The sequence below is a fragment of the Duganella alba genome (genome assembly GCF_009674495.1).
Lineage (GTDB): Bacteria > Pseudomonadota > Gammaproteobacteria > Burkholderiales > Burkholderiaceae_D > Rugamonas > Rugamonas alba.
The window spans coordinates 45,789-70,940 of record NZ_WKJN01000007.1; the positions used below are offsets into that span (position 1 = coordinate 45,789).

Consider the following 25,152-nt stretch of genomic DNA (forward strand, 5'->3'; position numbering starts at 1 on the left):
TACCCGAAGGCTTGCTAGGAAGCTCGTCTATTTTCGATGCCGCATAGCAACATTACAAAACGCTACTCCTACGAAATAGCCTCATGTGTGCGACATCTTGACGGTACTTTAACACCATCAAATGCCACTGGGCAAAATTATCAAAATTTCCTCATGTTACCATGATCCACCGTGAGGTAGTGAGATAGGTAATAAGTCCCTCAATAAGTGAAGAGAAATACCCGCAAGATTATCGTGGTTTTAGATAAATGATGCACTACTGAAAATTTATGACGACGGTGCATAACTAAAAGCGACATCCGACTCTTCACGCATCAGGAATTCAGGCAACAAGAAACAACAATCGCCAATAATTATTTCTCTATGCGTAACTTCTGAGCTCTCGAGAGAAATATCCAACTCAACCGAATGTCGAATCAATCGCAATATTTCATCACTACCTAAATCTTCCTTCTTTACAAAATGATGCGTATGTTTCAATTCACCTGTTCTTCCATCAAAGTAATTAACCTTTGACCCGTCACATATTGTCTTTCGCGTCAACTCGGAAATAACGGGAACCTCGTCAAATACCCATCCATTAAGTTGGTCGACATTTGTCAAAACAACGGGTTGAATATATTTAATTTCTGCGACCGACTTCTTCCCACATATTGATACCAACCAGCCAGGATTGGATTTAAAAAAATCGACCGCAATTTTGGCTTGCGAACAGCCAAACTGAATTGTCTGTCGATTCTTCCAATGATCATAAATTGTAATTCCGGACCCTATCATAGCTTTGATTTGCACTATCAACAGCAAATCCCCGCGTAGCAAAATCAAATCAACATCCGTAATAAGCCGTCCATCTGTCTTTAGCTTGACATTTCGGCCAGCGATTTTCCAATCAGATTGCTCAAATTGTTTTGCCAAAAAGTCTTCCCAAATTGCTCCAAAATTTTTACCTAGCACACCACCCTGAATGAGAGATTCCCTCACAGCTACATTCCACACACCTAGGTGTCCTCCAAGCAATGGCATGGCTGTGCTCTCATCTAACCGTATGAACGGACGACTAACAAGCGCTTGATGACTAGGTGCGGGGAGTTCAGAGAGTTGAGCATGCAGTGCATTTTTAATTCGATCACCGTCGGCACCATCTTCGATACTTTCAATTATCTTACCGACTGGAATAGCGGCAATCTCCCGCGTTCCATTGTTCATCGCTAGATACGCTTCACTTACAGCGTTTGCGCCTGCGGTATACCACCTTAAAATCATCGCGGCAAAATAATATGATTGAGCGTCAGGACTTAGCTCTGCAGCGGCTAGAAGCAGGTCATCCTCCGCATCAATCAGAATCAAAGATGCTTTGCTAGTCGCGCGTGCATGGTCCAAGTCAACTACGTCTGAAATAGGCCGACCTGATTTTAAAAGATAGTGCTTTACTGCATGGTCAAGGGACGCATTTTCCATCTCCGCAAGCATGTCACGAACGTAGCGACCTATCCGACGCTGACTATACTTCATCACTAGTTCACGGCGAATCGCGAGCCTTCGCAATAGTTGTCTTCGAGCATCAGCAAATTGAAGGCGATGTACGCGTAAAGGAGTTACGGTACTCTCATCAACAATAAAATCACCGTAAGTAACACAATCCGCGATCCATTCGAATGTATTCACCTCACTGGCCAGCCTGATAACCCCAAGCATCGTTTTAGACATTTTTCTAACTTGACCTCTTGTTAGACGAATCCCTTTATTCGGCTTATTGACGTGACTCCATTCATTAATGGCTCTTGCAATCGCCGTTGTCGTATCGTTAAGCATCCCATTTAATTCGTGCAAATAATGCTCTCGCTCGGCTACTGACATACGTGAAAGCTCTTCGTCGCGATTGAATTGATATTTTGACAAAATCCAATCGAAGCTAACTTGCCCGGCCGCCAACAAATCTTGCAGAGAGCACGGTGAGCATTCATCAACCATTAAATGTATTTTTTGCAATAATTTTAGTCTAGATGAATCGATGACTATCGCAAGTTGAAGATATCTAAAAAAGAGTTCTCGTTCAGGATGGGCAATCGATGCTTCAGTAGATTCATAAAGGACTCTGGCAATGGCCATCCTTGATTCGGCTGGTGCCTTTAGGATTAATTTTCTCTCTCGAAAGCGCACCAGTATGTCAGACGTGAGGCCTGCTACGAGCTTGAGAGCGAACGAAACACTATCCCCGGTCTCAAGTTCCGGCAGCAAAGAGGTAAGCCAGCGATCAATCGCTTTAATTTCCTTCATATCGACTCCTCGTACGTATCCACATTTTCTTGAGCTGCTCCCGGCAATTGCCTACGGCATAACGACCGATGAGAAATACTGAGCGTGATTGGCAATGAGCAGTTGCGAGGCATGTGCATTAGATGATCACGTGGTAGATGCCGGATGAAAGCGATAAGCTACGGGGCGATCCCCCATCAGTTGCAGCATAACGTCCCAGGGGACTAAGTGCGCTCAGCATCCGACGCTTCCCGCATCTTCCTCTCAACAAGTACGAGCATTTGGGAAGCTGGTATGCAGAGAGCGTCAGCCAGCTTATAAAGCACTCGGATACTTGGCTGATTGACACCACGTTCAATCAAACTGACATAGTTCCGCTCGACCTCAGCGGTTAACGCAAGCTGTTCCTGCGACAGCCCGGCTTCGCGTCGTAGGGACCGGAGTACTTGACCAAACGCGATAGAAGGCTCCAAACATTTCTCCCAATATATTGGTAGAAATGGTGGGCTTCGGCTATTATTTAGTCTTCACAATATATTGTGAATTTATGCGTAAATTGCTAATTCGAGAGGGGGTCTACCTTTGCTATATGCCCATCCTGTCGAAAGCATAAGCGCCCAAAAGAGGCCCGCGACTGTAATGCAGCAGCCTCTGAGCTATGACATCTGCGCGCTCACTTCTAGATGGAAAGGTTTAGATGGAAAAGACAACTTCAGTAGTGCTGGTTGCAATCCTGCTCGGTTGGGTTCTCCTAGTGTTGTGGAAAAAAGGTATCGCCAATTTTTGGCGCCTGCTGGCCGAAACTAACGAACGCTACGGCACGAGCTTCGGGAAATCTCCGGAAGATAAAGCGACGGTCGTCGGCGTTAACTTGCGTGAAGGCGGCGCATTGGCCTTCGATCAGGCCAGCCGAAAGATTGCGTACCTCACGAGGGGAGGTAAGAGTATTGAGGTACTTGGCTACGAATTCGTACAATCTTGGCGAGTTACGTGGCGCGAAAAAACGAGTGGCAACGGCGCTCAGTTTGGCATAGTGACTGTTGGGTCAGCACATACCACGCAGGACAAAGTCTTCCTTGAGATCACGACCAACGACATAAAACGTCCTGTCATTAAGATGCCCATGTCGTCTGTGCGTTACGCAGAAGAAACTGCTGCAAGGCTCAAAATCTTGATCAACGCAAAGAACTAAGATTTCGATGCCTAAGGTACATAGCACCCATTCTTCTGCCGAGTCAGACCTAAGAGATCATTTTCATAACTACTTCGAGCTTCTCCTTGATGCGGAACGCAGCAAGCTGCAGCAGGCCATTGGAAAGCTTGGCACGCAATCTGAGAGGCACGACGTCCTCATCCAAATTGACTGCCGCATCTACTATTTACGTGGGGCAGTTCGGATGGGGAAATTGCTCGGCTTGATTGACCATGACGAAGCAAAGATAAATTTTGGCACATTGTCTCTTGAGCGTGACCGGCTCCGCTCGAGCGCCTTAGGTACCGAGGAAAGCGTCCCACTTGTGAAACAACCCAGCACCGGTGCTGCACGAATCGAACTTATCAAGAAATCGCTCCGGCCAACAGTTTAAATCACTCCGCGAAATTTCAGGGTGAGCGCGTCTCGGAGTCTCGGCAGACTTATGACATCGCCTCGGTGCAAAACTTCGACTACGGGTCCACATTCGTTTGGATAAACAGCGAAATATCGATTAGAACACTCCATCAAGGCCTTGGCCTCAACTGGGTACCGAGATTGAATCACCATTGCGGCGACGCGGAAAACGTTCGCTTCACTCCCGCTCGCGGGATCGATTTTCGCTTCAGTATCTCGCGCAACAAGTAGGCATCGATCGAGCATTGCTGCTTCTTTGTCTCTGGCTGTGAATGGAGGACTCATTGCTCACGCTTTAAATTAACGAATGCATTTGCGGGATCATCATCCCCGTAGCGGATTGCAGCGATAACTATACGGGAAAGATCCCCCAAAACATAGGCAAGGAAGTAATACGCGCGGCCCTTTCTGCGACCAGATGCAGGAAGCAACGACCCTCCAACTGCAAGATATTATTGAGAGAACATCACCGCCTTAGCAGCTGATGATGTCTCCCTGACTACGAACTTATTAGCCCGCACTAGCTGGTCCAGACACAGTTCAAAAAATATTCAGCGGAAAATTCCAACTATTCTGCATTCGCACGTACAGGATTGCAGAGCGAATCATTTCATGCCCAAATCGAGCCATACTTAGCTGCAAATGCACTGCAAGTAAGCGGTCCACCGATTCTTCCTGCCAATTCAAAGTTCCCCCACCAATCTCAGGTCTCTTGGCAAAAATCTCTTACTAGGTGACGAAACTCTCGGCTTTTGTGTCACTCAACGTCATCGACCGTTGACCGTCAGCGCCTTACGAGAACTGCGTGAAGTCCGGCTTGCGCTTCTGGAAGAAGGCCATGAAGGCTTCCTTGGCTTCCGGCGACGACAGCATGGCGCCGAAGTGTTTGTTTTCTTCGGCGATGGCTTGCGCGGTGGGCGCGGTGCGGGCGGCTTTCATCAGGGCCTTGGTGGTGCGGATCGAGCTCGCTGGAAGCGCGACCAGCTTGGCGGCCTGGCCTTCGGCGAAGGCGCGCAGCTCTTCCACCGGCAGCACTTTCGAGATCAGGCCCATATCCAGCGCTTCGTGCGCGCCGAAGGCTTCGCCCAGCATCAGCTTTTCGGCGGCGCGCGGGTAGCCGGCGATTTGCGTCAGCAGCAGGCTGGAGCCGAATTCAGGACACAGGCCCAGCTGCGCGAACGGCATCGAGAACTTGGCGTTGTCGGCCGCGTAGACCAGGTCGCAGTGCATCAGCAGCGTGGTGCCGATGCCGACCGCGTTGCCCGACACCGCCGCCACCACCGGCTTGCTGGCGCCGCTCAGGGCCATCATGAATTTGTACACGGAACGGTCTTCAATCGCGCCGCTGCTCGGGGCGTTTTTCATGAAGTCTTCCAGGTCGTTGCCGGCGGTGAAAATCTCCGGCTTGCCGACCAGCAGAATCGCGCGTACCGATGCATCGGTTTCGGCAGCGGTCAGGGCGTCGGCCATCGATTGGTACATCGCGGCGGTGATGGCGTTCTTGCGCTCGGGACGGTTGAATTCCAGCGTCAGGATGCCGTTTTCAATGCTGCTCAAAATTTCCATGTCTGTCTCCAAATGACAAGGGCGCCGCAGCGCCCTTGATTATTGCGGTGTAGTGATTACACGCGCTCGATGATGCCTGCCGCGCCCATGCCTGCGCCGACGCACATGGTGACCATGCCGTACTTCAGGTTGTTGCGACGCAGTGCGTGCACCACGGTGGCGGCACGGATCGCGCCGGTCGCGCCCAGCGGGTGGCCCAGGGCGATGGCGCCGCCCATCGGGTTGACCTTGGCCGGGTCCAGACCCAGGTCGCGGATGACGGCCAGCGCCTGTGCGGCAAACGCTTCGTTCAGCTCGATCCAGTCCAGCTGGTCCTGGGTGATGCCGGCGGCTTTCAGCGCGTCCGGAATCGCGAACTTCGGACCGATGCCCATGATTTCCGGTGGCACGCCTTTGACGGCGAACGACGAGAACTTGGCCAACGGGGTCAGGTTGTGCTCGCGCAGAATCTTCTCGGAGACCACCAGCAGCGCACCGGCGCCGTCCGACATCTGCGAGCTGTTACCGGCGGTGACCGAACCCTTCGCGGCGAACACCGGCTTCAACTTGCCCAGGGTTTCCATGCTGGTTTCCGGACGCGCGCCTTCGTCGGTATCGACGGTGCGGGTCTTGACCTTGATCTCGCCGGTGGCCAGATCCGGCGTGCGGGTGATGATTTCCACCGGGGTGGTCTCATCTTTGAAGAAGCCGGCCTGCTGCGCGGCGACGGCGCGGCGGTGCGACTCCACCGAGAACGCGTCCTGGTCTTCGCGCGACACTTTCCATTGTTCGGCCACTTTCTCGGCGGTCAGGCCCATGCCGTATGCCATGCCGACGTTTTCGTCGGTGAACATGTTCAGGTTCATCGATGGGTGGTGGCCCATCATCGGCACCATCGACATCGACTCGACGCCGCCAGCCAGCATGACATCGCATTCGCCAACGCGGATGCGGTCAGCCGCCATGGCCAGGGCGGTGATGCCCGACGCGCAGTAACGGTTGATGGTAACGCCGCCGACGGTCTTCGGCAGGCCGGCCAGCAGCACCGATTGCCGGGCGATGTTGAAGCCCTGTTCCGCTTCCGGGAACGAGCAGCCGATGATGGCGTCGGTGATCAGCGCCGGGTCCAGGCCAGGGGCCTGCGCCAGCGCCGACTGGATGACACGCACCAGCAGGTCGTCCGGACGGGTTTTGTTGAACATGCCGCGCGGCGCTTTGCCGATAGGAGTACGGGTCGCGGCGACGATGTATGCGTCTTGAACTTGTTTGCTCATTGTCTTATTCCTTAGTTGCGGACTGGCTTACCGGTTTGCAGCATGCCCATGATGCGTTCCTGGGTCTTCGGATGGTTCAGCAGCTCCAGGAAGGCCTTGCGTTCCATGTCCAGCAGCCACTGTTCGCTCACGAAGGAGCCTTGGTCGATGTCGCCACCGCTGACGATCTGCGCGATCATGTCGCCCAGCTTGAAGTCGTGCGCGGAGATGAAGCCGCCGTCACGCATGTTGACCAGTTGCGCCTTGATGGTGCCCCAGCCGTAACGGCCGGTGACCTGGATCGGCGCCTTCAGCGGCGCGCGGTAGCCCTTGTCGAACATGGCGCGTGCTTCGGTCTTGGCCACGTACAGCAGTTCGTACGGGTTGAACACGATCACGTCGTCTTCCTTCAGGTAGCCCATGGCCTGTGCTTCCAGTGCCGATTTCGACACGTTGGCGGTGGCCGCGTTGGTGAAGCCGGTTTTCAGGAATTGCAGGATGTCGGTGCCCTTGGCTTCCTTGTAGGCGCGTTGTGCCGCCTCCTTCAGACCGCCGCCGGCAGGGATCAGGCCCACGCCCACTTCCACCAGGCCGATGTACGATTCGATCAGCGCCACGCGCTTGGACGAGTGCAGCGCCATTTCGCAGCCGCCGCCCAGGGCGATGCCGGCCACCGCCGCCACCACCGGCACGTTCGAATATTTCATCGCCATGAAGGTGTCTTGCAGCTCCTTGATGATCGGGTCGACCGCCTTGGCGCCGCCGCTCATGAAGGCAGGCAGTGCCGATTGCAGGTCGGCGCCGGCCGAGAACGCGCCGCCGTCGGCCGCGTCCGCGCTCCAGATCACCAGGCCCTTGAAGTTCTTCTCGGCTTCCGCCAGGGCTTTCTTGAAGCCGGCGATGACGCCCGGGCTGATCACGTGCAGCTTGGTTTTCAGCGAGATCACCAGGATGTCGTCGCCAGAGTGCCACAGGCGCACGTCGTCGTCTTCATGCACGGTGGTGCCGGCGGTGCGGCCGGTGGCTTCGCCCGAACCCAGTACCGGGGCACGGAATTCCTGGCGCTTGTAGACCGCCAGTTCCGAACGCGGCACGAACGATTTCGACACAGCCGACCACGAACCTTCAGGGGTGTGGACGCCGCCTTTTTCAGCGACCGGACCTTCGAATACCCAGGCTGGCAGCGGTGCGTTGCACAGTGCGTGGCCGGCGTCGATGTCTTCCTTGACCCACTGGGCGACTTGCGTCCAGCCCGAGGCCTGCCAGGTTTCGAACGGACCGACGGTCCAGCCGAAGCCCCAGCGCATGGCGAAGTCGATGTCGCGCGCGTTGTCGGCCACGGTGTCCAGATGGACGGCGATGTAGTGGAAGGCGTCGCGGAAGATCGCCCACAGGAACTGCGCCTGTGGATTGGTCGATTCGCGCATCGCTTTCATCTTCTTGACCGGATCCTTTTCCTTCAGGATGCGGGCGACGATGTCGGCTGCCTTGGCGCCGCCGGCGACGTATTCACCGGTGGCGAAGTCCAGGCGTTGAATTTCCTTGCCTACTTTTTTGTAGAAGCCGGCGCCGGTCTTCTGACCCAACGCGCCTTTTTCCACCAGCTTGGCCAGCACGGCCGGGGTTTTGTAGACGGCGGCGAACGGATCGTTCGGCAGGTAATCCTGCATGGTCTTGATCACATGGCCCATGGTGTCCAGGCCAACCACGTCCGCAGTGCGGAAGGTGCCCGACTTGGCGCGGCCCAGCTTGGCGCCCGTCAGATCATCGACCACGTCCACCGACAGGCCGAATTTCTCGGCTTCGTGGACGATGGCCAGGATGCCGAACACGCCCACGCGATTTGCGATGAAGTTCGGCGTGTCCTTGGCGCGGACCACGCCCTTGCCCAGGGTCGAGGTCAGGAAGCCTTCCAGCTGGTCGGCGATTTCCGGCTTGGTGAACTCGGTCGGGATGATCTCGACCAGGTGCATATAGCGCGGCGGGTTGAAGAAGTGCACGCCGCAGTAGCGCGATTTCAGGTCGGCGTCGAAGCCTTCGGACAGCTTGGTGATCGACAGGCCCGAAGTGTTCGAGGCGAAGATGGCGTTAGGCGCAATGTGCGGCGCGACCTTTTTGTACAGGTCATGCTTCCAGTCCATGCGCTCGGCGATGGCTTCGATGATCAGGTCGCACTCGGCCAGCTTGGCCAGGTCGTCCTCGTAGTTGGCTACTTCGATCAGCGCGGCGTGGTCCTTGTTGCCCAGCGGCGCAGGCGACAGTTTCTTCAGATTTTCGATGGCCTTCAGCACGATGCCGTTTTTCGGCGTGCCTTCCTTGCCCGGCAGATCGAACAGCACCACAGGCACTTTGGCGTTGACGCAGTGGGCGGCGATTTGCGCGCCCATCACGCCGGCGCCCAGCACGGCTACTTTTTTAACGATGAAATTGGTCATTGTCGTTTCCTCTTAGAACAGGTCGGCGTCGAGTGCCATCAGGTTGGCGGAGCCCGAGCGCGCCTGACGGATCAGGGTTGCGGTTTCTGGTTGCAGGCGGGCGAAGTAGAAACGCGCGGTCGCCAGCTTGGCTTTGTAGAAGGTATCGGTGCTGTCTTGTTTTTCCAGCGCGATCTTCGCCATTTGCGCGAAGAAGTAGCTGTACACCAGGTGACCGACAACGCGCAGGTAAGGCACGGCGGCGGCGCCCACTTCGTCGGCGTTCTGGAAGGCCTTCATGCCGATTTCCATGGTCAGCTTGGTGACTTTGTCGCCCAGCTCGCCCAGTGGGGTGATGAATTCGCTCAGGTTTTCGTCCAGGCCGTTTTCTTCCACGAACGATTTGATTTTTTCACCGAACTTGCGCAGCTTGGCGCCGTTGTCGCCCAGAATCTTGCGGCCCAGCAGGTCCAGCGACTGGATGGTGTTGGTGCCTTCGTAGATCAGGTTGATGCGGGCGTCGCGCACGTACTGCTCCATGCCCCATTCGGCGATGTAGCCATGGCCGCCGAACACTTGCATCGCTTCCGAGGTGGCGATCCAGGCGTTGTCGGTGATGAAGGCCTTGACGATCGGGGTCAGCAGCGCGACTTCGTCGGCGGCTTCCTTGCGCACATCTTCGTCAGGGTGGTGCAGTTCGCGGTCGATCTGCAGCGCCACGTACGAGGTGAAAGCGCGCGCGCCTTCGGCGTAGGCGCGGCCGGTCAGCAGCATGCGACGCACGTCGGCGTGGACGATGATCGGGTCGGCTGGCTGTTCCGGATTTTTTGGGCCGGTCAGCGAGCGCATCTGGATACGGTCCTTGGCGTAGATCACGGCGTTCTGGTAAGCCACTTCGGTCAGGCCCAGCGACTGCATGCCGACGCCCAGGCGGGCGGCGTTCATGAACACGAACATGGCGTTCAGGCCCTTGTTCGGCTGGCCGATGATCCAGCCCTTGGCGCCGTCCAGATTCATCTGGCAGGTCGAGTTGCCGTGGATGCCCATTTTTTCTTCGATGGCGCCGCAGGTGATCGGGTTGCGTTCGCCGACCGAGCCGTCTTCCTTCGGCAGGTACTTCGGCACCAGGAACAGCGAAATGCCTTTCGAGCCTTCCGGTGCGTCCGGTACACGTGCCAGTACCAGGTGCAGGATGTTTTCCGACATATCGTGTTCGCCGGCGGAGATGAAGATCTTGTTGCCGGTGATTTTCCACGAGCCGTCGTCCTGTGGGATGGCTTTCGAGCGCAGCATGCCCAGGTCGGTGCCGCAGTGCGGTTCGGTCAGACACATGGTGCCGGTCCATTCGCCCGATACCAGTTTCGGCAGGTAGACTTCTTTCTGCTGCGCGGTGCCGTGTTCTTTCAGGCACTCGTAGGCGCCGTGCGACAGGCCTGGGTACATGGTCCAGGCCTGGTTGGCCGAGTTCAGCATTTCGTAGAACGAGTTGTTCAGCACTACCGGCAGGCCCTGGCCGCCGTATTCAGGATCGCAGGCCAGTGCCGCCCAGCCGCCTTCGACGTACTGCTTGTACGCTTCCTTGAAGCCTTTTGGCGTGGTCACGGTATGGGTGGCGGCGTCGTGCTTGCAGCCTTCGCGGTCGCCGGAGTGATTCAGCGGGAACAGCACGCCGGCGGTGAACTTGCCGCCTTCTTCCAGCACCTGGTTGATGATGTCGGCATCGACTTCGCTGTAGTCCGGCAATGCTTTCAGTTCATCTTCCACTTTCAGGAACTCGTGCAGAACGAATTGCATATCCCGGATTGGCGCGACGTATTGACCCATTTTTTTCTCCTGATGACTACTTTAGTGTTTGAATTAATTAATTGGCTTGTGCAAGCACCGCTGCCGGTGTTTGCGGATTGCGATATGTCTCGATCAGGCGTACAAAGCCGGTGCCGGCGCGCTCCAGGCTGCCCGGAATGCGCAGGAAGCGCGCATCGTGGTGCAGGGCCAGGATCAGGCCGTACATCTCGTACACCAGCTGCTGCGGATCGGTGTCGGCCTTCAGGTCGCCGCATTCGACGCACTGCTTCACGCAGCGCAGCAGCGCGCCCTGCCAGGCGCCCACCATGGCCATCAGCTCTTCGCGGATCGGGCCCGGACGGTCGTCATACTCGACGGCGCCGCTGATGTAGATGCAGCCCGAAGCCACTTCCACGCTGACCCGCTTGACCCAGCGCGCAAACATCGCCTTCAGGCGCTGGATGCCGCGCGGTTCCTTCACGCTGGGGAAGAACACTTCCTGCTCGAAACGATGGTGATACAGCTTCAGCACTTCCAACTGCAAATCTTCACGCGATCCGAAATGCGCGAACACGCCGGATTTGCTCATGTTCATCTTATCTGCCAGCAATCCAATGGTCAGACCTTCCAGCCCATCACGGCTGGCCAGGTCCAGCGCCACGTCCAGGATTGCCGCGCGGGTTAGCTCGCCTTTGCGCATAAATTTAGTTGAGGTATTAATAAGATTGCATCCCAGTGTAAAAAGTCATTGGAGAGAAAGGAATATTCTGCGCCACTTAAATTTACTCTGTGTGAAAAGAATTGCGAACGCTCGTACTATTATCCACTTGAGGGTGAATGTCAAACAGTACCTTTAGAGGTGGCGTTCTATTGCTGCGGCGCAGCAATGCAGACGGGAAACTAAGTTAGAGTTTGCCCAATTGACGGCGGTCGCGCTTGGTCGGACGGCCCTTGAAATCCGCGCTCGGCTCGCGGAACATGCGGCGGTTTTCCGCCACGGCGGCGCGGCGCGCCACGCTGACGTCGGTTTCCTCGTACAGGTTGCGGGCGATCGGCGCGGCGGCCCGCACGTCCGACAGGCCCATCACATCGACTTCCCACTGATCGGAGCCGTTGTCGATCTCCAGCACGTCGCCGATGCGCACACTGCGCGCCGGCTTGACGCGGTCGCCGTTGACGGTGACCTTGCCGCGGTCCACCGCTTCCGTCGCCAACGAACGGGTTTTAAAGAAACGTGCGGCCCACAGCCATTTATCCAGTCGTACACCTTCGCTCACGCGTATTTCCCCACAGCGAACACCCGCATTAGTAACTTGTAGAACACAAACGCAATCTCGTAGCCGATCCGGCGCACATGGCCGACGTGCTTGAAGTCATCATAGGTAATCACCTTGCCTTCGGCAATGGCTTCCTCGATGTGGCAGCGCAGGCTTTGCGAAAACGCCGCATCCTTGATGACCACGTTGGCCTCCTGGTTCAGGAACAGGCTCAGCCCATCCACATTGCTGGAACCGACCGTGGCCCAGTCGTCGTCGATGACGGCGACCTTGGCGTGCAATTGCGTCTTGTGATATTCCACCACTTTGACGCCGGCCGCAAGCAGCTTGGGATAAAAAGAATGCGCCACCGCGTCCTGCAGCCAGATTTCGCCGACGCCGATCAGCAGCACCACCTCGACGCCGCGCTCGGCCGCCTTGGCCAGCGCCTGGCGGAACTTGCGGCCCGGCGCGAAGTAGGGATTGGCCAGCAGCACGCTCTTGCGCGCGCGGCCCAGCGCGTACAGGTAGGCGCGCTGGATGGTCTGGCGGTTGCGCCAGTTGTCGCGCACCACGAAGCCGGCCTGCACCGCGTGTTCGGCGGCGATCTTCTCGACCTTGCGCATGTCGCGGTACAGGCCGAGGCGCTTGATCAGGCCCAGCTTGCCCAGGCGGCGCCACTGGGTGACGGCCTCGGTCTGGATATCGGCCACCAGCGGGCCGCGCACCTGCACCGCGAAATCCCAGCGCGGCGCCGACAGCGCCTTGCTGTGGTCGTAATCGCAGAACATGTCGTCGTTGATGTTGATGCCGCCGACATAGGCGACCTGGCGGTCGACCACGCAGATCTTGCGGTGCGTGCGCGTGATGCCGCGTTTGAACCACGGATTGAACATGCGGTGCTCGACGCCCCTGGCCAGCAGCAGTTCATGCATGCTGTTGACCTGGCGGCGGCCGGTGCCCCACCAGTCGGTGATCATGCGCACCTGCACGCCGCGCTGGGCGGCGTTGATCAGGGCATTGAGCACCAGCTTGCCGGTGTCGTCGGCGGCAAAGATATAGGTCTCGAAATAGACTTCGTACTGCGCGGCGTCGATGGCGGCCACCAGCGCCGGGAAAAAATCGGTGCCGGTGTGCAGCAGGGTGACTTCGTTATCGGCGATGAAATTGACTGGACGCATAGCGCGCGCTCACGCCAGCGTCAGCGAGGCGACGATGGGCGCGTGGTCCGACAGCTTGGCCCACAGACTGCCGTGCATCACCTCGGCCGTGTCCACCTTGAAGCCGCGCACGTAGATGCGGTCGAGCCGGAAGAACGGCAGGCCGGCCGGGAAGGTGCGCGCCGGGTTGACGCTGGATTTGCGGCGCAGCGTGCGCAGCACGCCGTCCAGCGCCGAACTGGAGCCGATTTCATCAAAGGCTTCGACCACGCCCAGCGCGTTGCGCAGCTCGTCGCTGAGGGTGTTGCGCCAGTCATTGAAGTCGCCGGCGATGACCACCGGCTCGCCGTTCGGCGCCGATTCACGCACGGCGGAAATCAGCGCCTGGGTCTGGCGGCGGCGGCTGCCTTCGAACAGGCCCAGGTGAACCACGTAGCAATGCACCGGCCCGCTCGGCGTGTGCAGCACGCAGTGCAGGATGCCGCGCTGCTCGTAGGCGTGGTCGGAGACGTCGTGATTGGCCTGGTTGGCGATCGGGAAAGCGCTCAACAGCGCGTTGCCGTGATGGCCATGGTCATAGATCGCGTTCATGCCGTAGGCCGCGTGCAGGTGGCGCGATTCGCCGGCAAAATATTCATGCTGCGCCGCAGCGGGCCAATGCTTGTGGCCCAGCTGCTCGGCGCCGTATTTGGCGGCCTTGAGGTCGTGCTTGCCCTGCACTTCCTGCAAAAAAACCACATCGGCATCGAACATGCCGATCGCCTGTTTCAGCGCCAGCACACGCGGTTCCGCACGAATGCTGGAAACGCCCTTGTGGATATTGTAGGTAGCGACTCGGATCTTCATGCGGCCCATTTTACTCCCGAGATCGCATTTCCGGGCGTGCGCCTGCGCACATTAACCAGCGGTCGCCGCCTGACGTTTCGTCACCGTAGTATCGCGATATCCCATCAAAAGATGTTCGACGCTGATATCTTCGTTCAGATCATCCCAATGCAAACCTTGACCATTACCGCTGAAAATATATCGTGCGCGCTGCTCCACGGTGGCGTTTTGCAGGCGAGGGAAAAAACTCAAAGGAATTCCCAATGTACGGCCATCTACCAAATGAACCCACATGTTTTCTTCATCGAAAGACAGCCTGATTGCCAATGCGTTATTCATCAAAGTAATCCTTCCAACAATAGACAAATAGACTGCGCTGTTCGCGCACCAGACGAAGCAGCTCGCGCAAGGTCTTGGGCGGGATACCTCGATAGCTCGCCAAGCGCACCTCCGGCTCCAGCCAGATTTTGGCTTCTCCGCCGGGGCCGCGCACGTGAACATGCATGGCAAGCGGTACACCAAGTAGACTGACCTCCGATATTAGGTCGCGCTTGTCATGTCCCGATTGAGCCGGCTCAAACTAGCGGATCCGGCGGGGAAGCTGGAGGATGACTTCGGCGTTGGAGGAGGAGAAGCAGCGGTCGGCGGCTTCCAGGTACGGCAGCCAGGCGTGGTTGATGTGCTCGCGCGGGCTGAGCGTGATGGCGATGTCGCGCGGCACTTCGACGCTGAAGACGTGCTCGGTGTTCTGCGTCACGCCCGGCGCGTAGCGGTGGCGCCACATGGGATAGATCTCGTAGATGTTGGACAGCTGCCAGTCGCGCAGCACAATGCGCTCGCCGTCGGCGACGATGCCGGTTTCCTCGAACAGCTCGCGCGCGGCGGTGGCCGCCAGCGGCTCGTCCGGCGCGTCCAGCGAGCCGGTCACCGATTGCCAGTAGCCCGGCTTGTCGGCGCGTTCGATCAGCAGCACCTGCAGGTCGGCGCTGTGGATCAGCACCAGCACCGATTCGGGAATCTTGTAAGGCTTCATGCGATAAGGATAAAAGAAAAGGCGCCGCAGCGCCTTTTCTGTATTGCTGCTTAGCCGGCCACTTTCGGCTCGGCGCTGCGCAGACGGATGTGCAGCTCTTTGAGCTGCTTCTCGTCCACTTCCGACGGCGCGTGGGTCAGCAGATCCTGCGCGCGCTGGGTTTTCGGGAAGGCGATCACGTCGCGGATCGAATCGGACTTGGTCATCAGCGTCACGATACGGTCCAGGCCGAATGCCAGGCCACCGTGCGGTGGCGCGCCGTATTGCAGCGCGTCCAGCAGGAAGCCGAACTTCAGGCGCGCTTCGTCGGCGTCGATCTTCAGTGCGCGGAACACTTTCGACTGCACGTCTTCGCGGTGGATACGGATCGAACCGCCGCCCAGTTCCCAGCCGTTCAGCACCATGTCGTAGGCCTTGGCGATGCAGGCGCCCGGATTGGTTTCCAGCCAGTCTTCGTGGCCGTCTTTCGGCGCGGTGAACGGGTGGTGGGTCGCGGTCCAGCGATCCGACTCTTCGTCGTATTCGAACATCGGGAAGTCGATCACCCACAGCGGCGACCAGACGTCGTCGAACAGGCCGGCGGCCTTGCCGAATTCCGAGTGACCGATCTTCACGCGCAACGCGCCGATGGCGTCGTTGACCACCTTGGCCTTGTCGGCGCCAAAGAAGATCAGGTCGCCGTCTTCGGCGCCGGTCAGTTCCAGCACCTTGGCCAGCGCGGCGTCGTGCAGGTTCTTGACGATCGGCGACTGCAGGCCGTCACGGCCCTTGGCTTTCTCGTTGACCTTGATGTAGGCCAGGCCCTTGGCGCCGTAGATGGCGACGAACTGGGTGTAGGCGTCGATTTCCGAACGCGGCATGTCGGCGCCCTTCGGTACGCGCAGACCGACCACACGGCCGTTCGGCATGTTGGCGGCGCCCGAGAACACCTTGAAGTCGACGTCTTTCATGACGTCGGTCAGTTCGGTGAACTGCAGCTTGACGCGCATGTCCGGCTTGTCCGAACCGTAGCTGCCCATGGCTTCCGAGAAGTTCATGACCGGGAACGGGTTAGGCAGGTCGACGTCCATGGTGTTCTTGAACGTTTTGCGGATCATGTCCTCGAACAGATCGCGGATTTCCTGTTCGTTCAGGAACGAGGTTTCGCAGTCGATCTGGGTGAATTCCGGCTGGCGGTCGGCGCGCAGGTCTTCGTCGCGGAAGCACTTGGTGATCTGGTAGTAACGGTCGAAGTTGGCGACCATCAGCAGCTGCTTGAACAGCTGCGGCGATTGCGGCAGCGCGAAGAAGCTGCCGGCGTTGACGCGCGACGGCACCAGGTAGTCGCGCGCGCCTTCCGGGGTCGACTTGGTCAGCATCGGGGTCTCGATGTCGATGAAGCCCAGTTCGTCCAGGTACTTGCGCACTTCCATGGTGACCTTGTAGCGCAGGCGCAGGTTGTTCTGCATCTGCGGACGGCGCAGGTCCAGCACGCGGTGGGTCAGGCGGGTGGTTTCCGACAGGTTGTCGTCGTCCAGCTGGAACGGCACGGCCACGGAGGCGTTCAGCACTTCCAGTTCGGAGCAGACCACTTCGATCTTGCCCGATTTCAGATTGTTGTTGACGGTGCCTTCCAGGCGGTCCTTGACCACGCCGGTAACGCGCAGGCAGAACTCGTTACGTACGGCTTCGGCGGCTTTGAATACTTCAGCCTGTTCCGGATTGCATACGATCTGCACCAGGCCTTCGCGGTCGCGCAGGTCGATGAAGATCACACCGCCGTGGTCGCGACGACGGTGTACCCAGCCGCACAGGCTGACGGTTTGGCCAAGCAGCGCTTCAGTGGTGAGGCCGCAGTAGTGAGTACGCATTGAGGACATGTTTATTTCTCGGTTCAGGTTAAGTTACTCAGTTAATCTTGGTTTCAGTTTCAGCCAGGACGATGGTTTTCGGCGCGTCTTCCGGCGCCACCACGCCCATCGAAACGATGTACTTCAGGGCGGCATCGACCGACATGTCGAGTTCCACCACATCCTTCTTGGCCAGCATCAGGAAAAAGCCCGAGGTCGGATTCGGCGTGGTCGGCACGTAGACGCTGACGTACTCGCCGACCAGGTGGTTCTTCACGTCCCCGCCCGGCGCGCCGGTCAGGAAGGCGATGGTCCACGAATTCTGGTGCGGATACGGGATCAGCACCGCCTTGCGGAACGCATTGCCGGACGACGAGAACAGCGTGTCGGACACCTGCTTGACGCTCGAATACAGCGAGCTGACCACCGGAATGCGGGTCAGCAGCTTTTCCCACAGCTTGACCACATAGTTGCCGACCAGGTTGTTGGTCAGCAGGCCGGTCAGGAACACGATGACGATGGTCAGCAAGGTGCCCAGGCCAGGAATATCGAAGCCGATCAGGGTACGCGGCTGCCAGCGCTCCGGCACGAACAGCAGGGACTGGTCCATGGTGCTGATCACCAGGTTCAGCACCCAGGCGGTGATCGCCAGGGGCACCAGGATCAGCAAGCCGGTAATGAAATATTTACGCATCGAAATCCTTCTGTGTTGACGGAGTGCCTCAGGTGTCGCTGGAGCCGCCCGATGGCGTCGGCGTCGGCGCAGGGGTCGGCGCAGGCGCGGGCGACTCGCTCTTGCCTGGCGCGGTGCCGGTGGCCGGCGGCGTGCCGCCGCGGAAATCGGTCACATACCAGCCGGAACCTTTCAACTGGAAACCGGCAGCGGTCACTTGCTTCTTAAACGACTCCTTGCCGCACGACGGGCAGACAGTCAGCTGCGGGTCGGAAATCTTCTGCAAGACATCCTTGGCAAAACCGCATGCCTCGCAGCGGTACGCGTAGATCGGCATCAATTACTCCGCAAAAATCATCAAAACCCTGAATTATAAAGCCTTTTGCCGGCCATCTGACTGTTTCCTGTGGTTACGCCAACTTGGCTAATCGTTTTCATAGCAAAAAACTATTCGCAAATTGTTTTGCGGCATGTTTAAATGCAATCCTACAAGCGCTGATTTCCCAATCCCTGAATCGCCGCATCGTTAGCCGTCCGTGACGAACGACGCTCCAACTCTTTGATTCTTTGGGAAATACCATGAAAAAATACCTGCTTGCCGGCGCCCTCGCCGCATGCCTCAGCGCTCCTGTTTTCGCCGCCAACAACAAATTCGTTGCCCAGTCGCCGGAAGAACCGTTGCATAAACGTTCGGTTTTGTTGTGCATGGCGGTGCTGGTCGGCCTGCATTATTTGCGCCACATGCCCAACCTGCCTACCCGTCGCCCAGTCAAAACCAACAAGTGATGCGCTCCGCGTCGCTCATCGCGTGCGGCGCTTTGCTGGCCGCCAGTGCGGCCCCGGCGATGGCCATGCGCGCGCATGACTTCATCGACGCCGACCAGCGCGTGCAGGTGACCTTGCCTTCCGACCGCGTCACCTCGGTCATCAGCATGGAGTCGGCGCCCGGCACGGCCGCCGCGCTGACGCTCGCGCCGGAGCAGCCGCTGGCCGAGGCGCCGCCCCACGCGGCGCTGCCGCCGCCGGCCGCCAGCCCGGTGCCGGAACCGTCCGGCTGGATGCTGATGGTGTGCGGCGCACTGCTGCTGTTCCTGGTGGCGCATAAAAAGCCGGAAGAAGCGTTCTCGAACCGCGCCCCGTAGCGGTTGGCCGCAGATCGGGCCGATAAGCGGCCGCTCGCACAGACAACGCCGGCCAGGCTCTTTATAACGGTAAGCACACCGTTAAAGGAGGAGTTCATTATGATGAAGAAACTACTGCTTGCCGCCGCCATCGCGGCTTCCGCTGGTACGTTCACCGTCCCCGCATCCGCCGCCGTGATCGTGGTGCAAACCGCGCCGCCGCCGCCGCGCGATGAAGTGGTGCCGCCGCCACGCCACGGCTATGTCTGGGCGCCGGGCTACTGGGACTGGCGCAACAATCGCCACGTGTGGACCAAGGGCCACTGGGAACGCGAGCGCCGCGGCTATGTCTATCATCAGCCAGCCTGGGTCGAGCGTAACGGCCACTGGGAAATGTCGCGTGGCAGCTGGGCCCGTGGCGACAACGACCACGACGGCGTGCCGAACGGCCGCGACGACCATCCCAACAATCCGCGCCGCGACTAAGCCGGACTAGCGCCGGCGCCACGCCATCCAGCGCTCCTTGCCGGCAAACACCGGGATGGAGTCGCTGACGGCGTCGTCGGCGAGGCAGTCGAAATCCGCGCGCAGCAAGTCATCGAGCTGCGCGCGGCTGATGCCGAACGGCGGCCCCTTGGGCGCCTCGTCAAAGAAGAAAAATCCTGCCAGCAGCGCTCCCGGCGCCAGCAGCTGCGCCCAGCGCGCCGCCACTTGCGGCCACATGGCGCGCGGCATCGCGCACAGGAAGGCGCGCTCGTAGATCAGTTGCAGCGGCCGCTCCGGCTGCCATGCGAAAAAATCCGCCTCGACCACCCGCGCCGCATACTCGCCGGCCGCGTGTTTGCCTTGCGCCACGGCGGCCGGCGAGAAATCGATGGCGGTCGCATCCCATCCCTGTCCTACCAGAAACGCCAGTTCGTAGGCCGAACCGCAGCCCGGTATCAGCGTGACCAGCGGCCCGCTGCCGGCGGCGAAATCGCGCAGGGCTTGCGGCACGCCGCCCTTGTCCCACGGCGTGAAGTTGCGCTCGAAGCGCTCATCCCAGAACGCCGGCGACCTTGGGTCGCGCTGCTGGAAATCCGCCATGGCGCTTACAGCAGGTGATGGAAGCGGTGGTACAGCTGGAAGCCGGCCACGCCCAGCGCGACGGCGCCCACCACGTAGATCACCAGGCTCAGCAGGCGATTGGTGCGCTGCTGTTCGCTGATCAGCACTTTGATCAGCTCGGTATTATCGTTGGGCCGCTCGGCATGGCGCTCCAGCGCCTGGTGCACCAGGCGCGGCAGCTGCGGGAAGATGTGGGCGTAGCGCGGCGCCTCGGCCTTCAGGCGCTGCATGAAGCCCTTGACGCCGACCTGCTCGCCCATCCAGTTTTCCAGATAGGGCTTGGCGGTCTTCCACAGGTCCAGGTCGGGATCGAGCTGGCGGCCCAGGCCTTCGATATTGAGCAGCGTCTTTTGCAGCAGCACCAGTTGCGGCTGCACTTCGACGTTGAAGCGGCGCGAGGTCTGGAACAAACGCAGCAGGATCTGGCCGAACGAGATGTCCTTCAGCGGACGGTCGAAGATCGGCTCGCAGCAGGCGCGCACCGCCGATTCCAGCTCGTCCACGCGGGTCTCTTTCGGCGCCCAGCCCGATTCGATGTGCGCCTCGGCCACGCGCTTGTAGTCGCGGCGGAAGAAGGCCAGGAAGTTCTGCGACAAATAATCTTTATCGTAGTCGGTCAGCGTGCCGACGATGCCGAAGTCCAGCGCGATGTAGCGGCCAAAGGTCTCCGGTTCGATCGACACCAGGATGTTCCCCGGATGCATATCGGCATGGAAGAAGCCGTCACGGAACACCTGCGTGAAGAAGATTTCCACGCCGTCGCTGGACAGCTTTTTCAGGTCCACGCCGGCCGCTTCCAGGCGGTCGATCTGCGACACCGGAATGCCGTGCATGCGCTCCATGACGATCACGCTGTTGGAGCAGTAATCCCAGTACATTTCCGGCACCAGCAGCAGCTGGGAATCGGCGAAGTTGCGGCGCAGCTGGCTGGCGTTGGCGGCCTCGCGCATCAGGTCCAGTTCGTCGTGCAGATACTTGTCGAACTCGGCGACCACTTCCTTCGGCTTCAGGCGCTTGCTGTCGGCCCAGACGTTGCCGATCCACTCGGCGGCGATGTGCATCAGCGCCACGTCCTCGTCGATGGATTTCTTCATGCCCGGACGCAGCACCTTGACCGCCACCTGGCGGCCGTCCTTCAGCGTGGCGAAGTGCACCTGCGCGATCGAGGCCGAGGCCACCGGCGTGCGCTCGAAGGTGGCGAACAGTTCATCCGGATGGGCGCCCAGCGATTTGCGGATCTGCGCGATGGCCAGATCGGAATCGAACGGCGGCACGCGGTCCTGCAGGCGCGACAGCTCGATCACCAGGTCGGCCGGAATCAGGTCGCTGCGGGTCGACAGCACCTGGCCGAACTTGACGAAGATCGGTCCCAGTTCCTCCAGCGCCATGCGCAGCCGCACGCCGCGCGGCGCCGACAGGTCGCGCCAGAAAAATACCGTGTCGATCAGCTTGGTGATGCGCGGTTTCTTCAAGCCGGAGATGGCGATTTCATCGAGGCCGTAACGTACCGATACCCGCAGAATTTTCAGCAGGCGCAAGAATTTCCGCATCATTGTGATCCCAGTTTCTGTTCCAGTTTGGCGAGGCGCTTGGCGGCGCGCTCGACGTCGTCGCGCAGGCGGGTGACGTCGGCCGAGTAAGCTTCCACGGTTTGCGGCCGCACCAGCACCTGTTTTTCGTCGAGCAGGAATTCGGCGACGTTTTCCGCCAGTTTCTGATGGCCATTTTTCACCGCTTCAAACGCGGCCCTGGCGCCGGAGACGGCGCGCACGGCGGCGATCGGGCCCACCACTTTTTCCAGGTCGTGCTCGGCTTCCCAGCGCAGCGACTTGCTCAGGCTGGAGATGGCGTTGGCGAATTCGGCGTCGCCTTCGATTTGTACGTAGGAGAAGGCGCGGTCGCGGTTTTGCAGGATCAGCGGCACATCCGACAGTTTGACGCGGATGGTGACGCGGGCCGCCTCGTCAGCCGGCGCCGGTTCCAGATAGCCGTCGGCCGTCACGCGCAGGCGCAGCGCGACCGAGCCGGCGTCGATGCTGGCGGTCTTGCCGGCGTGGCGCTGCAACTCCTGGCGCGCCCACGGCTCCTGCGCCAGCAAATGGTTGATGGCGGCGCTGGCGGGCGCCGCGGAGAAACTGCCTGGATTCATTGAAATCATGTTCTAGCCGTTGAAAACAAAACCGCCCGGAAAAGCGGGCGGTTTTGATCTTACCAGTTAAGCCAGCTTTAGCCCCAAACCGGTGCGCAGCCGCCGGGGTCAGACCCCGTACGGGGTCTGACCCCTCTGTGGCCCTGCGGGGTTTCAGGCCAGCTGCTGAATACCAGCCAACAGCCAGCCGCTCGAACCGTTGACCGGCTTGGCCAGATTCCACACTTCGTGGAACGGCTCGGCCAGCGCGTCCGGCGCAGGCTTGATCATGCCGGTGAACTTGACGCTCGCCAGATACTCGGTGTCGCTGGTCTCGATGCCCAGCAGCTCGGCGTCGATGCTGACCACGTCGGTGTAGTCTGCCACGGTGCGCTCGGTGATCTGCAGCTTCATCTCGGCAAACACTTCCGGCGTGGTGAATTCGCGGATATCAGCCACGTCGCCCTTGTCCCAGGCGGCTTGCAGGCGGATGAAGTTACCCTTGGCCACGCGCAGGAAGCTCGCCTGGTCGAAGTCGCCAGGCACGCCCCACTGCTGATGCGCTGGCTGGACTGGCGCAGCGGCAGGCGCCGGCTGCAGGCGCGAGCCGATTTCCGGCGTCGCCGAACCGCCTTGCGTCGGCATCGGGTACACATTCTGGCTGCCGCCGAACGCGGCAGGCGCGGCCGATGGCTGCGATTTGCCGCGAATCAGGCGGAAGATGAAGAACACCACGCCCGCCAGCAGGGCCAGCATGATGATCGAGCCGATGGCGCCACCCAGCGCGCCACCCAGGCCGAAGTGCGAGAACAGGGCGCCCAGGCCGAGACCCAGCAGCGCGCCGCCCAGGATGCCCTTCCAAGGGCTAGGACGCGGCGCCACTGGCGGCGGCGTATTCGGCGCTGGCGCAGGCGCGGCCTGGCGCGGCGCCTGCGGCGCAGGCTGGGCCGGCATGCGGTTGACGTTTTGCGACTGACGGCCAATCGAACGGCCGCCGCCGGCTGGACGCGCAGTCGCTTCCGCCAGCATCGACATGGCGGAGACGGCGATGATCGCGCCAATCAGGATTTTCTTCAGGTTCATGGTCTTTCCAGTCATTACATTTTGATACCGGTGTGTAAAGCGGCCACACCTGCCGTCAAGTTGTAATACGTGACGCGTTCCAGGCCGGCTTCTTCCATCATGGTTTTCAACGTTTCCTGGTCCGGGTGCATGCGGATCGATTCCGCGAGGTAGCGATAGCTCTCGGCATCGCCGGCGATCTTCTGGCCCATCCACGGCAGCACCTTGAACGAGTAGATGTCGTAGGGCTTTTGCAGCGGCTCGGCCACTTTCGAAAACTCCAGCACCAGCAGCTTGCCGCCCGGCTTCAGCACGCGGCGCATTTCTTTCAGCGCCTGGTCCTTGTGCGTCATGTTGCGCAGGCCGAAGGCCACGCTGACGCGGTCGAAGTAGTTGTCCGGGAACGGCAGTTTTTCGGCGTCACACAACAATGTTGGGGTCAACAGGCCGCGATTCAAGAGGCGGTCGCGGCCCACGCGCAGCATCGACTCGTTGATGTCGGTCAGCCAGACCTCGCCGGTCGGGCCGGCCTGCTTGGCAAACACCTTGGCCAGGTCGCCCGTGCCACCGGCGATGTCCAGGCATTTGAAGCCAGGGCGCACGGCCGCGTTGGCGATGGTGAAGATCTTCCAGATGCGGTGCAGGCCAGCCGACATGACGTCGTTCATGATGTCGTACTTGGCGGCGACAGAATGGAAAACCTTGGCAACTTCGCGGACTTTATCTTCTTCCGCGACGGTTTTGTAACCGAAGTGAGTGGTATTGGTCATGGTATGCAGGCCTGTTAGTTTGCCTGCATTATACAAGACCCTTATTGCGGAACGAGGTGAAGCCACTCCAGTCCGAGTGCGGCGCGCTTGGGGAAGCCCTTCCACAGGCCCGGATCGGGCTTGATCGTGCCATCCGCACCCAGCGGCGTCAGCTCCAGATAGGCCTGCAAGGGCTGTTTTTTGAGCTGGATGCCCAGAAAAGCCGTCACAAAGTGCTGATTGATGTTGTTGATGCGGCGGCTGTCCCACACCGGCTCGGAATAGGCCATGAAGTCGTCGAAGTTGCTCCACGCGGCTGGCGACGGCGGATTCGGCGCCGAGTTATGGCGGCCGCCGACGTAGGTCAGCAGGTAGCGGTCCGCGTGCACCGCGCCCTGGAACAGCCTGAACACGCCGTCTTTATAACCGGCCACGTCATCCTGGTCGCCGCTGATGAACAGGATCGGCGTGCGCACCCCGGCCAGGCCGGCCTCGTCCCACACCTTGTGCGCGCCGCCCCATGGCGCGAACGCCACCACGGCCTTGATGCGCGGATCGCGCGCCGCTTCATATTCCGCGTTGCCTTGCTGGTTGACGGCCAGCGCACCGCCCGGCACATAGGCCACCGCCGAAGCGCTGATGCCGGCGCCGACGGTGTTCAGCGCGCCGTAGCCGCCCATCGAGTAGCCGATCAACGCGGAGTTGTCCGCATCGACCACGCCGGCCAGGAAATTGCCGCTGCCCGGCTTGGCCCATGCGGCGACGGTATCCAGCACGAACAGGTCGTCGAGACGGCGGTTCAGCAGCGTGCTGGGGAAGCCGGCCTTGTCGGCGCGCGTGGATTCGGGATGGTCGATGGCGACCACGACGTAGCCTTTCGACGCCAGGTTCTCGGTCAGGTAGCTCATTTGCAGGCGCGAGCCGGGATAACCGTGCGAGACGATCACCAGCGGATAGCGGCCCCCCTGCCCTGCGGCCGGCGCGGCGTCGCGGGCGGCGCGGCCGTTGAACTGGAACGGCGTGTTCGGCCGCGCCGGATCGTTGGGGCCGGAACCCAGCACGTCGGTGTAGACCGTATGCTCTTTCTGGCCGGCGGCCAGGCGCGCCGGATACCAGACTTCCAGCGTCAGCTTGCGGCTGTAGCGCGGGTTCGGCTGTTCCGCGCTGGCATGCAGGATATCGAGTTGGTCCTTATGCTCCGCCACCAGCGTGCGCACGCCGACCTGCAACGGGCCGCGCGCCGCCAGCTCCGGCGCATCCGGACGCATGTCGCCGTAATATTCCTGCGCGCCCACCGGCACCGCGACCAGGGCCGCCACCAACACCAACATCCTGCCTATCATGCCT

The 25,152-nt window shown here is 59.8% G+C and carries 27 protein-coding genes; 5 read left to right on the forward strand and 22 right to left on the reverse strand.

Annotated features, from left to right (window positions below; genetic code table 11):
• Nucleotides 1-267 precede the first annotated feature (267 nt).
• Together GJ695_RS08790 and GJ695_RS08795 are read right to left on the reverse strand one after the other, a co-directional pair.
• Nucleotides 268-2,277 (reverse strand): hypothetical protein, encoded by a 2,010-nt coding sequence (locus tag GJ695_RS08790; protein WP_154363913.1) that lies wholly within the window; start codon nucleotides 2,275-2,277, stop codon nucleotides 268-270.
• 203 nt (nucleotides 2,278-2,480) lie between these two features.
• On the reverse strand, nucleotides 2,481-2,729 hold the full coding sequence (locus tag GJ695_RS08795) for a helix-turn-helix domain-containing protein (RefSeq protein WP_154363915.1): 249 nt from the start codon (nucleotides 2,727-2,729) through the stop codon (nucleotides 2,481-2,483).
• Nucleotides 2,730-2,953: 224 nt separating this feature from the next.
• On the opposite strand from GJ695_RS08795, the gene GJ695_RS08800 reads away from it, so the two are divergent.
• Together GJ695_RS08800 and GJ695_RS08805 are read left to right on the forward strand one after the other, a co-directional pair.
• The gene (locus GJ695_RS08800; RefSeq protein ID WP_154363917.1) at nucleotides 2,954-3,448 is read left to right on the forward strand and encodes a hypothetical protein; all 495 of its coding nucleotides are present in this window, start codon (nucleotides 2,954-2,956) and stop codon (nucleotides 3,446-3,448) included.
• A gap of 7 nt (nucleotides 3,449-3,455) precedes the next feature.
• Complete coding sequence (locus tag GJ695_RS08805; protein WP_154363919.1) at nucleotides 3,456-3,842, forward strand: hypothetical protein; 387 nt, start codon at nucleotides 3,456-3,458, stop codon at nucleotides 3,840-3,842.
• An 815-nt stretch (nucleotides 3,843-4,657) separates the two neighbouring features.
• On the opposite strand, the gene GJ695_RS08810 is transcribed toward GJ695_RS08805, so the two are convergent.
• From GJ695_RS08810 to GJ695_RS08875, 14 genes are all read right to left on the reverse strand, one after another.
• Nucleotides 4,658-5,431: an enoyl-CoA hydratase gene (locus tag GJ695_RS08810; protein WP_154363921.1), complete on the reverse strand. Its 774-nt coding sequence runs from the start codon at nucleotides 5,429-5,431 to the stop codon at nucleotides 4,658-4,660.
• Nucleotides 5,432-5,487: 56 nt separating this feature from the next.
• The gene (locus tag GJ695_RS08815) at nucleotides 5,488-6,684 is read right to left on the reverse strand and encodes an acetyl-CoA C-acyltransferase (RefSeq protein ID WP_110846491.1); all 1,197 of its coding nucleotides are present in this window, start codon (nucleotides 6,682-6,684) and stop codon (nucleotides 5,488-5,490) included.
• Between the two features lie 11 nt (nucleotides 6,685-6,695).
• Nucleotides 6,696-9,098 (reverse strand): 3-hydroxyacyl-CoA dehydrogenase/enoyl-CoA hydratase family protein, encoded by a 2,403-nt coding sequence (locus GJ695_RS08820; RefSeq protein WP_154363922.1) that lies wholly within the window; start codon nucleotides 9,096-9,098, stop codon nucleotides 6,696-6,698.
• A 12-nt stretch (nucleotides 9,099-9,110) separates the two neighbouring features.
• On the reverse strand, nucleotides 9,111-10,901 hold the full coding sequence (locus tag GJ695_RS08825) for an acyl-CoA dehydrogenase C-terminal domain-containing protein (RefSeq protein ID WP_154363923.1): 1,791 nt from the start codon (nucleotides 10,899-10,901) through the stop codon (nucleotides 9,111-9,113).
• A 37-nt stretch (nucleotides 10,902-10,938) separates the two neighbouring features.
• On the reverse strand, nucleotides 10,939-11,562 hold the full coding sequence (locus GJ695_RS08830) for a TetR/AcrR family transcriptional regulator (RefSeq protein ID WP_154360278.1): 624 nt from the start codon (nucleotides 11,560-11,562) through the stop codon (nucleotides 10,939-10,941).
• Between the two features lie 205 nt (nucleotides 11,563-11,767).
• Nucleotides 11,768-12,139, reverse strand: coding sequence for an RNA-binding S4 domain-containing protein (locus tag GJ695_RS08835; protein ID WP_166455097.1), 372 nt, complete (start codon nucleotides 12,137-12,139; stop codon nucleotides 11,768-11,770).
• A complete protein-coding gene (gene clsB / locus GJ695_RS08840; protein WP_154363924.1) occupies nucleotides 12,136-13,299 on the reverse strand; it encodes a cardiolipin synthase ClsB in 1,164 nt (387 codons plus the stop codon). Before clsB ends, GJ695_RS08835 begins: the two co-directional genes overlap by 4 nt.
• A 9-nt stretch (nucleotides 13,300-13,308) precedes the next feature.
• Nucleotides 13,309-14,124 (reverse strand): endonuclease/exonuclease/phosphatase family protein, encoded by an 816-nt coding sequence (locus GJ695_RS08845; RefSeq protein WP_154363925.1) that lies wholly within the window; start codon nucleotides 14,122-14,124, stop codon nucleotides 13,309-13,311.
• Between the two features lie 51 nt (nucleotides 14,125-14,175).
• A complete protein-coding gene (locus GJ695_RS08850; protein ID WP_154363926.1) occupies nucleotides 14,176-14,442 on the reverse strand; it encodes a DUF2442 domain-containing protein in 267 nt (88 codons plus the stop codon).
• Complete coding sequence (locus GJ695_RS08855) at nucleotides 14,435-14,608, reverse strand: DUF4160 domain-containing protein (protein ID WP_154363929.1); 174 nt, start codon at nucleotides 14,606-14,608, stop codon at nucleotides 14,435-14,437. The genes GJ695_RS08850 and GJ695_RS08855 overlap by 8 nt, the downstream gene beginning before the upstream one ends.
• A 75-nt stretch (nucleotides 14,609-14,683) precedes the next feature.
• A complete protein-coding gene (gene nudB / locus GJ695_RS08860; protein ID WP_154363931.1) occupies nucleotides 14,684-15,136 on the reverse strand; it encodes a dihydroneopterin triphosphate diphosphatase in 453 nt (150 codons plus the stop codon).
• Between the two features lie 50 nt (nucleotides 15,137-15,186).
• Entirely contained in the window at nucleotides 15,187-16,986 is a 1,800-nt protein-coding gene (aspS, locus tag GJ695_RS08865) for an aspartate--tRNA ligase (protein ID WP_208023382.1), read from the reverse strand.
• Between the two features lie 37 nt (nucleotides 16,987-17,023).
• The gene (locus tag GJ695_RS08870; RefSeq protein WP_154363935.1) at nucleotides 17,024-17,659 is read right to left on the reverse strand and encodes a DUF502 domain-containing protein; all 636 of its coding nucleotides are present in this window, start codon (nucleotides 17,657-17,659) and stop codon (nucleotides 17,024-17,026) included.
• A 28-nt stretch (nucleotides 17,660-17,687) separates the two neighbouring features.
• Complete coding sequence (locus GJ695_RS08875) at nucleotides 17,688-17,975, reverse strand: FmdB family zinc ribbon protein (RefSeq protein WP_154363937.1); 288 nt, start codon at nucleotides 17,973-17,975, stop codon at nucleotides 17,688-17,690.
• Between the two features lie 242 nt (nucleotides 17,976-18,217).
• Here GJ695_RS08875 and GJ695_RS08880 point away from each other — a divergent pair, with 242 nt between their 5' ends.
• From GJ695_RS08880 to GJ695_RS08890, 3 genes are all read left to right on the forward strand, one after another.
• A complete protein-coding gene (locus GJ695_RS08880; RefSeq protein WP_154363940.1) occupies nucleotides 18,218-18,424 on the forward strand; it encodes a hypothetical protein in 207 nt (68 codons plus the stop codon).
• 65 nt (nucleotides 18,425-18,489) lie between these two features.
• The gene (locus GJ695_RS08885; RefSeq protein ID WP_154363942.1) at nucleotides 18,490-18,780 is read left to right on the forward strand and encodes a hypothetical protein; all 291 of its coding nucleotides are present in this window, start codon (nucleotides 18,490-18,492) and stop codon (nucleotides 18,778-18,780) included.
• Nucleotides 18,781-18,879: 99 nt separating this feature from the next.
• Nucleotides 18,880-19,245 (forward strand): YXWGXW repeat-containing protein, encoded by a 366-nt coding sequence (locus GJ695_RS08890; RefSeq protein ID WP_308492425.1) that lies wholly within the window; start codon nucleotides 18,880-18,882, stop codon nucleotides 19,243-19,245.
• Between the two features lie 6 nt (nucleotides 19,246-19,251).
• Here the strand turns inward: GJ695_RS08890 and GJ695_RS08895 are convergent, their stop codons facing one another.
• The 6 genes from GJ695_RS08895 to GJ695_RS08920 all read right to left on the reverse strand — a co-directional run bounded on the left by GJ695_RS08895 (nucleotide 19,252) and on the right by GJ695_RS08920 (nucleotide 25,148).
• Nucleotides 19,252-19,845: a methyltransferase domain-containing protein gene (locus GJ695_RS08895; protein WP_154363944.1), complete on the reverse strand. Its 594-nt coding sequence runs from the start codon at nucleotides 19,843-19,845 to the stop codon at nucleotides 19,252-19,254.
• A 5-nt stretch (nucleotides 19,846-19,850) separates the two neighbouring features.
• On the reverse strand, nucleotides 19,851-21,419 hold the full coding sequence (gene ubiB, locus GJ695_RS08900; protein WP_154363946.1) for a ubiquinone biosynthesis regulatory protein kinase UbiB: 1,569 nt from the start codon (nucleotides 21,417-21,419) through the stop codon (nucleotides 19,851-19,853).
• On the reverse strand, nucleotides 21,416-22,015 hold the full coding sequence (locus tag GJ695_RS08905; protein ID WP_154363948.1) for a ubiquinone biosynthesis accessory factor UbiJ: 600 nt from the start codon (nucleotides 22,013-22,015) through the stop codon (nucleotides 21,416-21,418). Before GJ695_RS08905 ends, ubiB begins: the two co-directional genes overlap by 4 nt.
• 153 nt (nucleotides 22,016-22,168) lie before the next feature.
• Nucleotides 22,169-23,077, reverse strand: a complete 909-nt coding sequence (locus tag GJ695_RS08910; protein ID WP_154363950.1) for a Tim44 domain-containing protein — start codon at nucleotides 23,075-23,077, stop codon at nucleotides 22,169-22,171.
• A gap of 14 nt (nucleotides 23,078-23,091) precedes the next feature.
• Complete coding sequence (ubiE, locus tag GJ695_RS08915; RefSeq protein ID WP_154360290.1) at nucleotides 23,092-23,826, reverse strand: bifunctional demethylmenaquinone methyltransferase/2-methoxy-6-polyprenyl-1,4-benzoquinol methylase UbiE; 735 nt, start codon at nucleotides 23,824-23,826, stop codon at nucleotides 23,092-23,094.
• A 41-nt stretch (nucleotides 23,827-23,867) separates the two neighbouring features.
• On the reverse strand, nucleotides 23,868-25,148 hold the full coding sequence (locus GJ695_RS08920; RefSeq protein ID WP_154363952.1) for an alpha/beta hydrolase family protein: 1,281 nt from the start codon (nucleotides 25,146-25,148) through the stop codon (nucleotides 23,868-23,870).
• Nucleotides 25,149-25,152 lie beyond the last annotated feature (4 nt).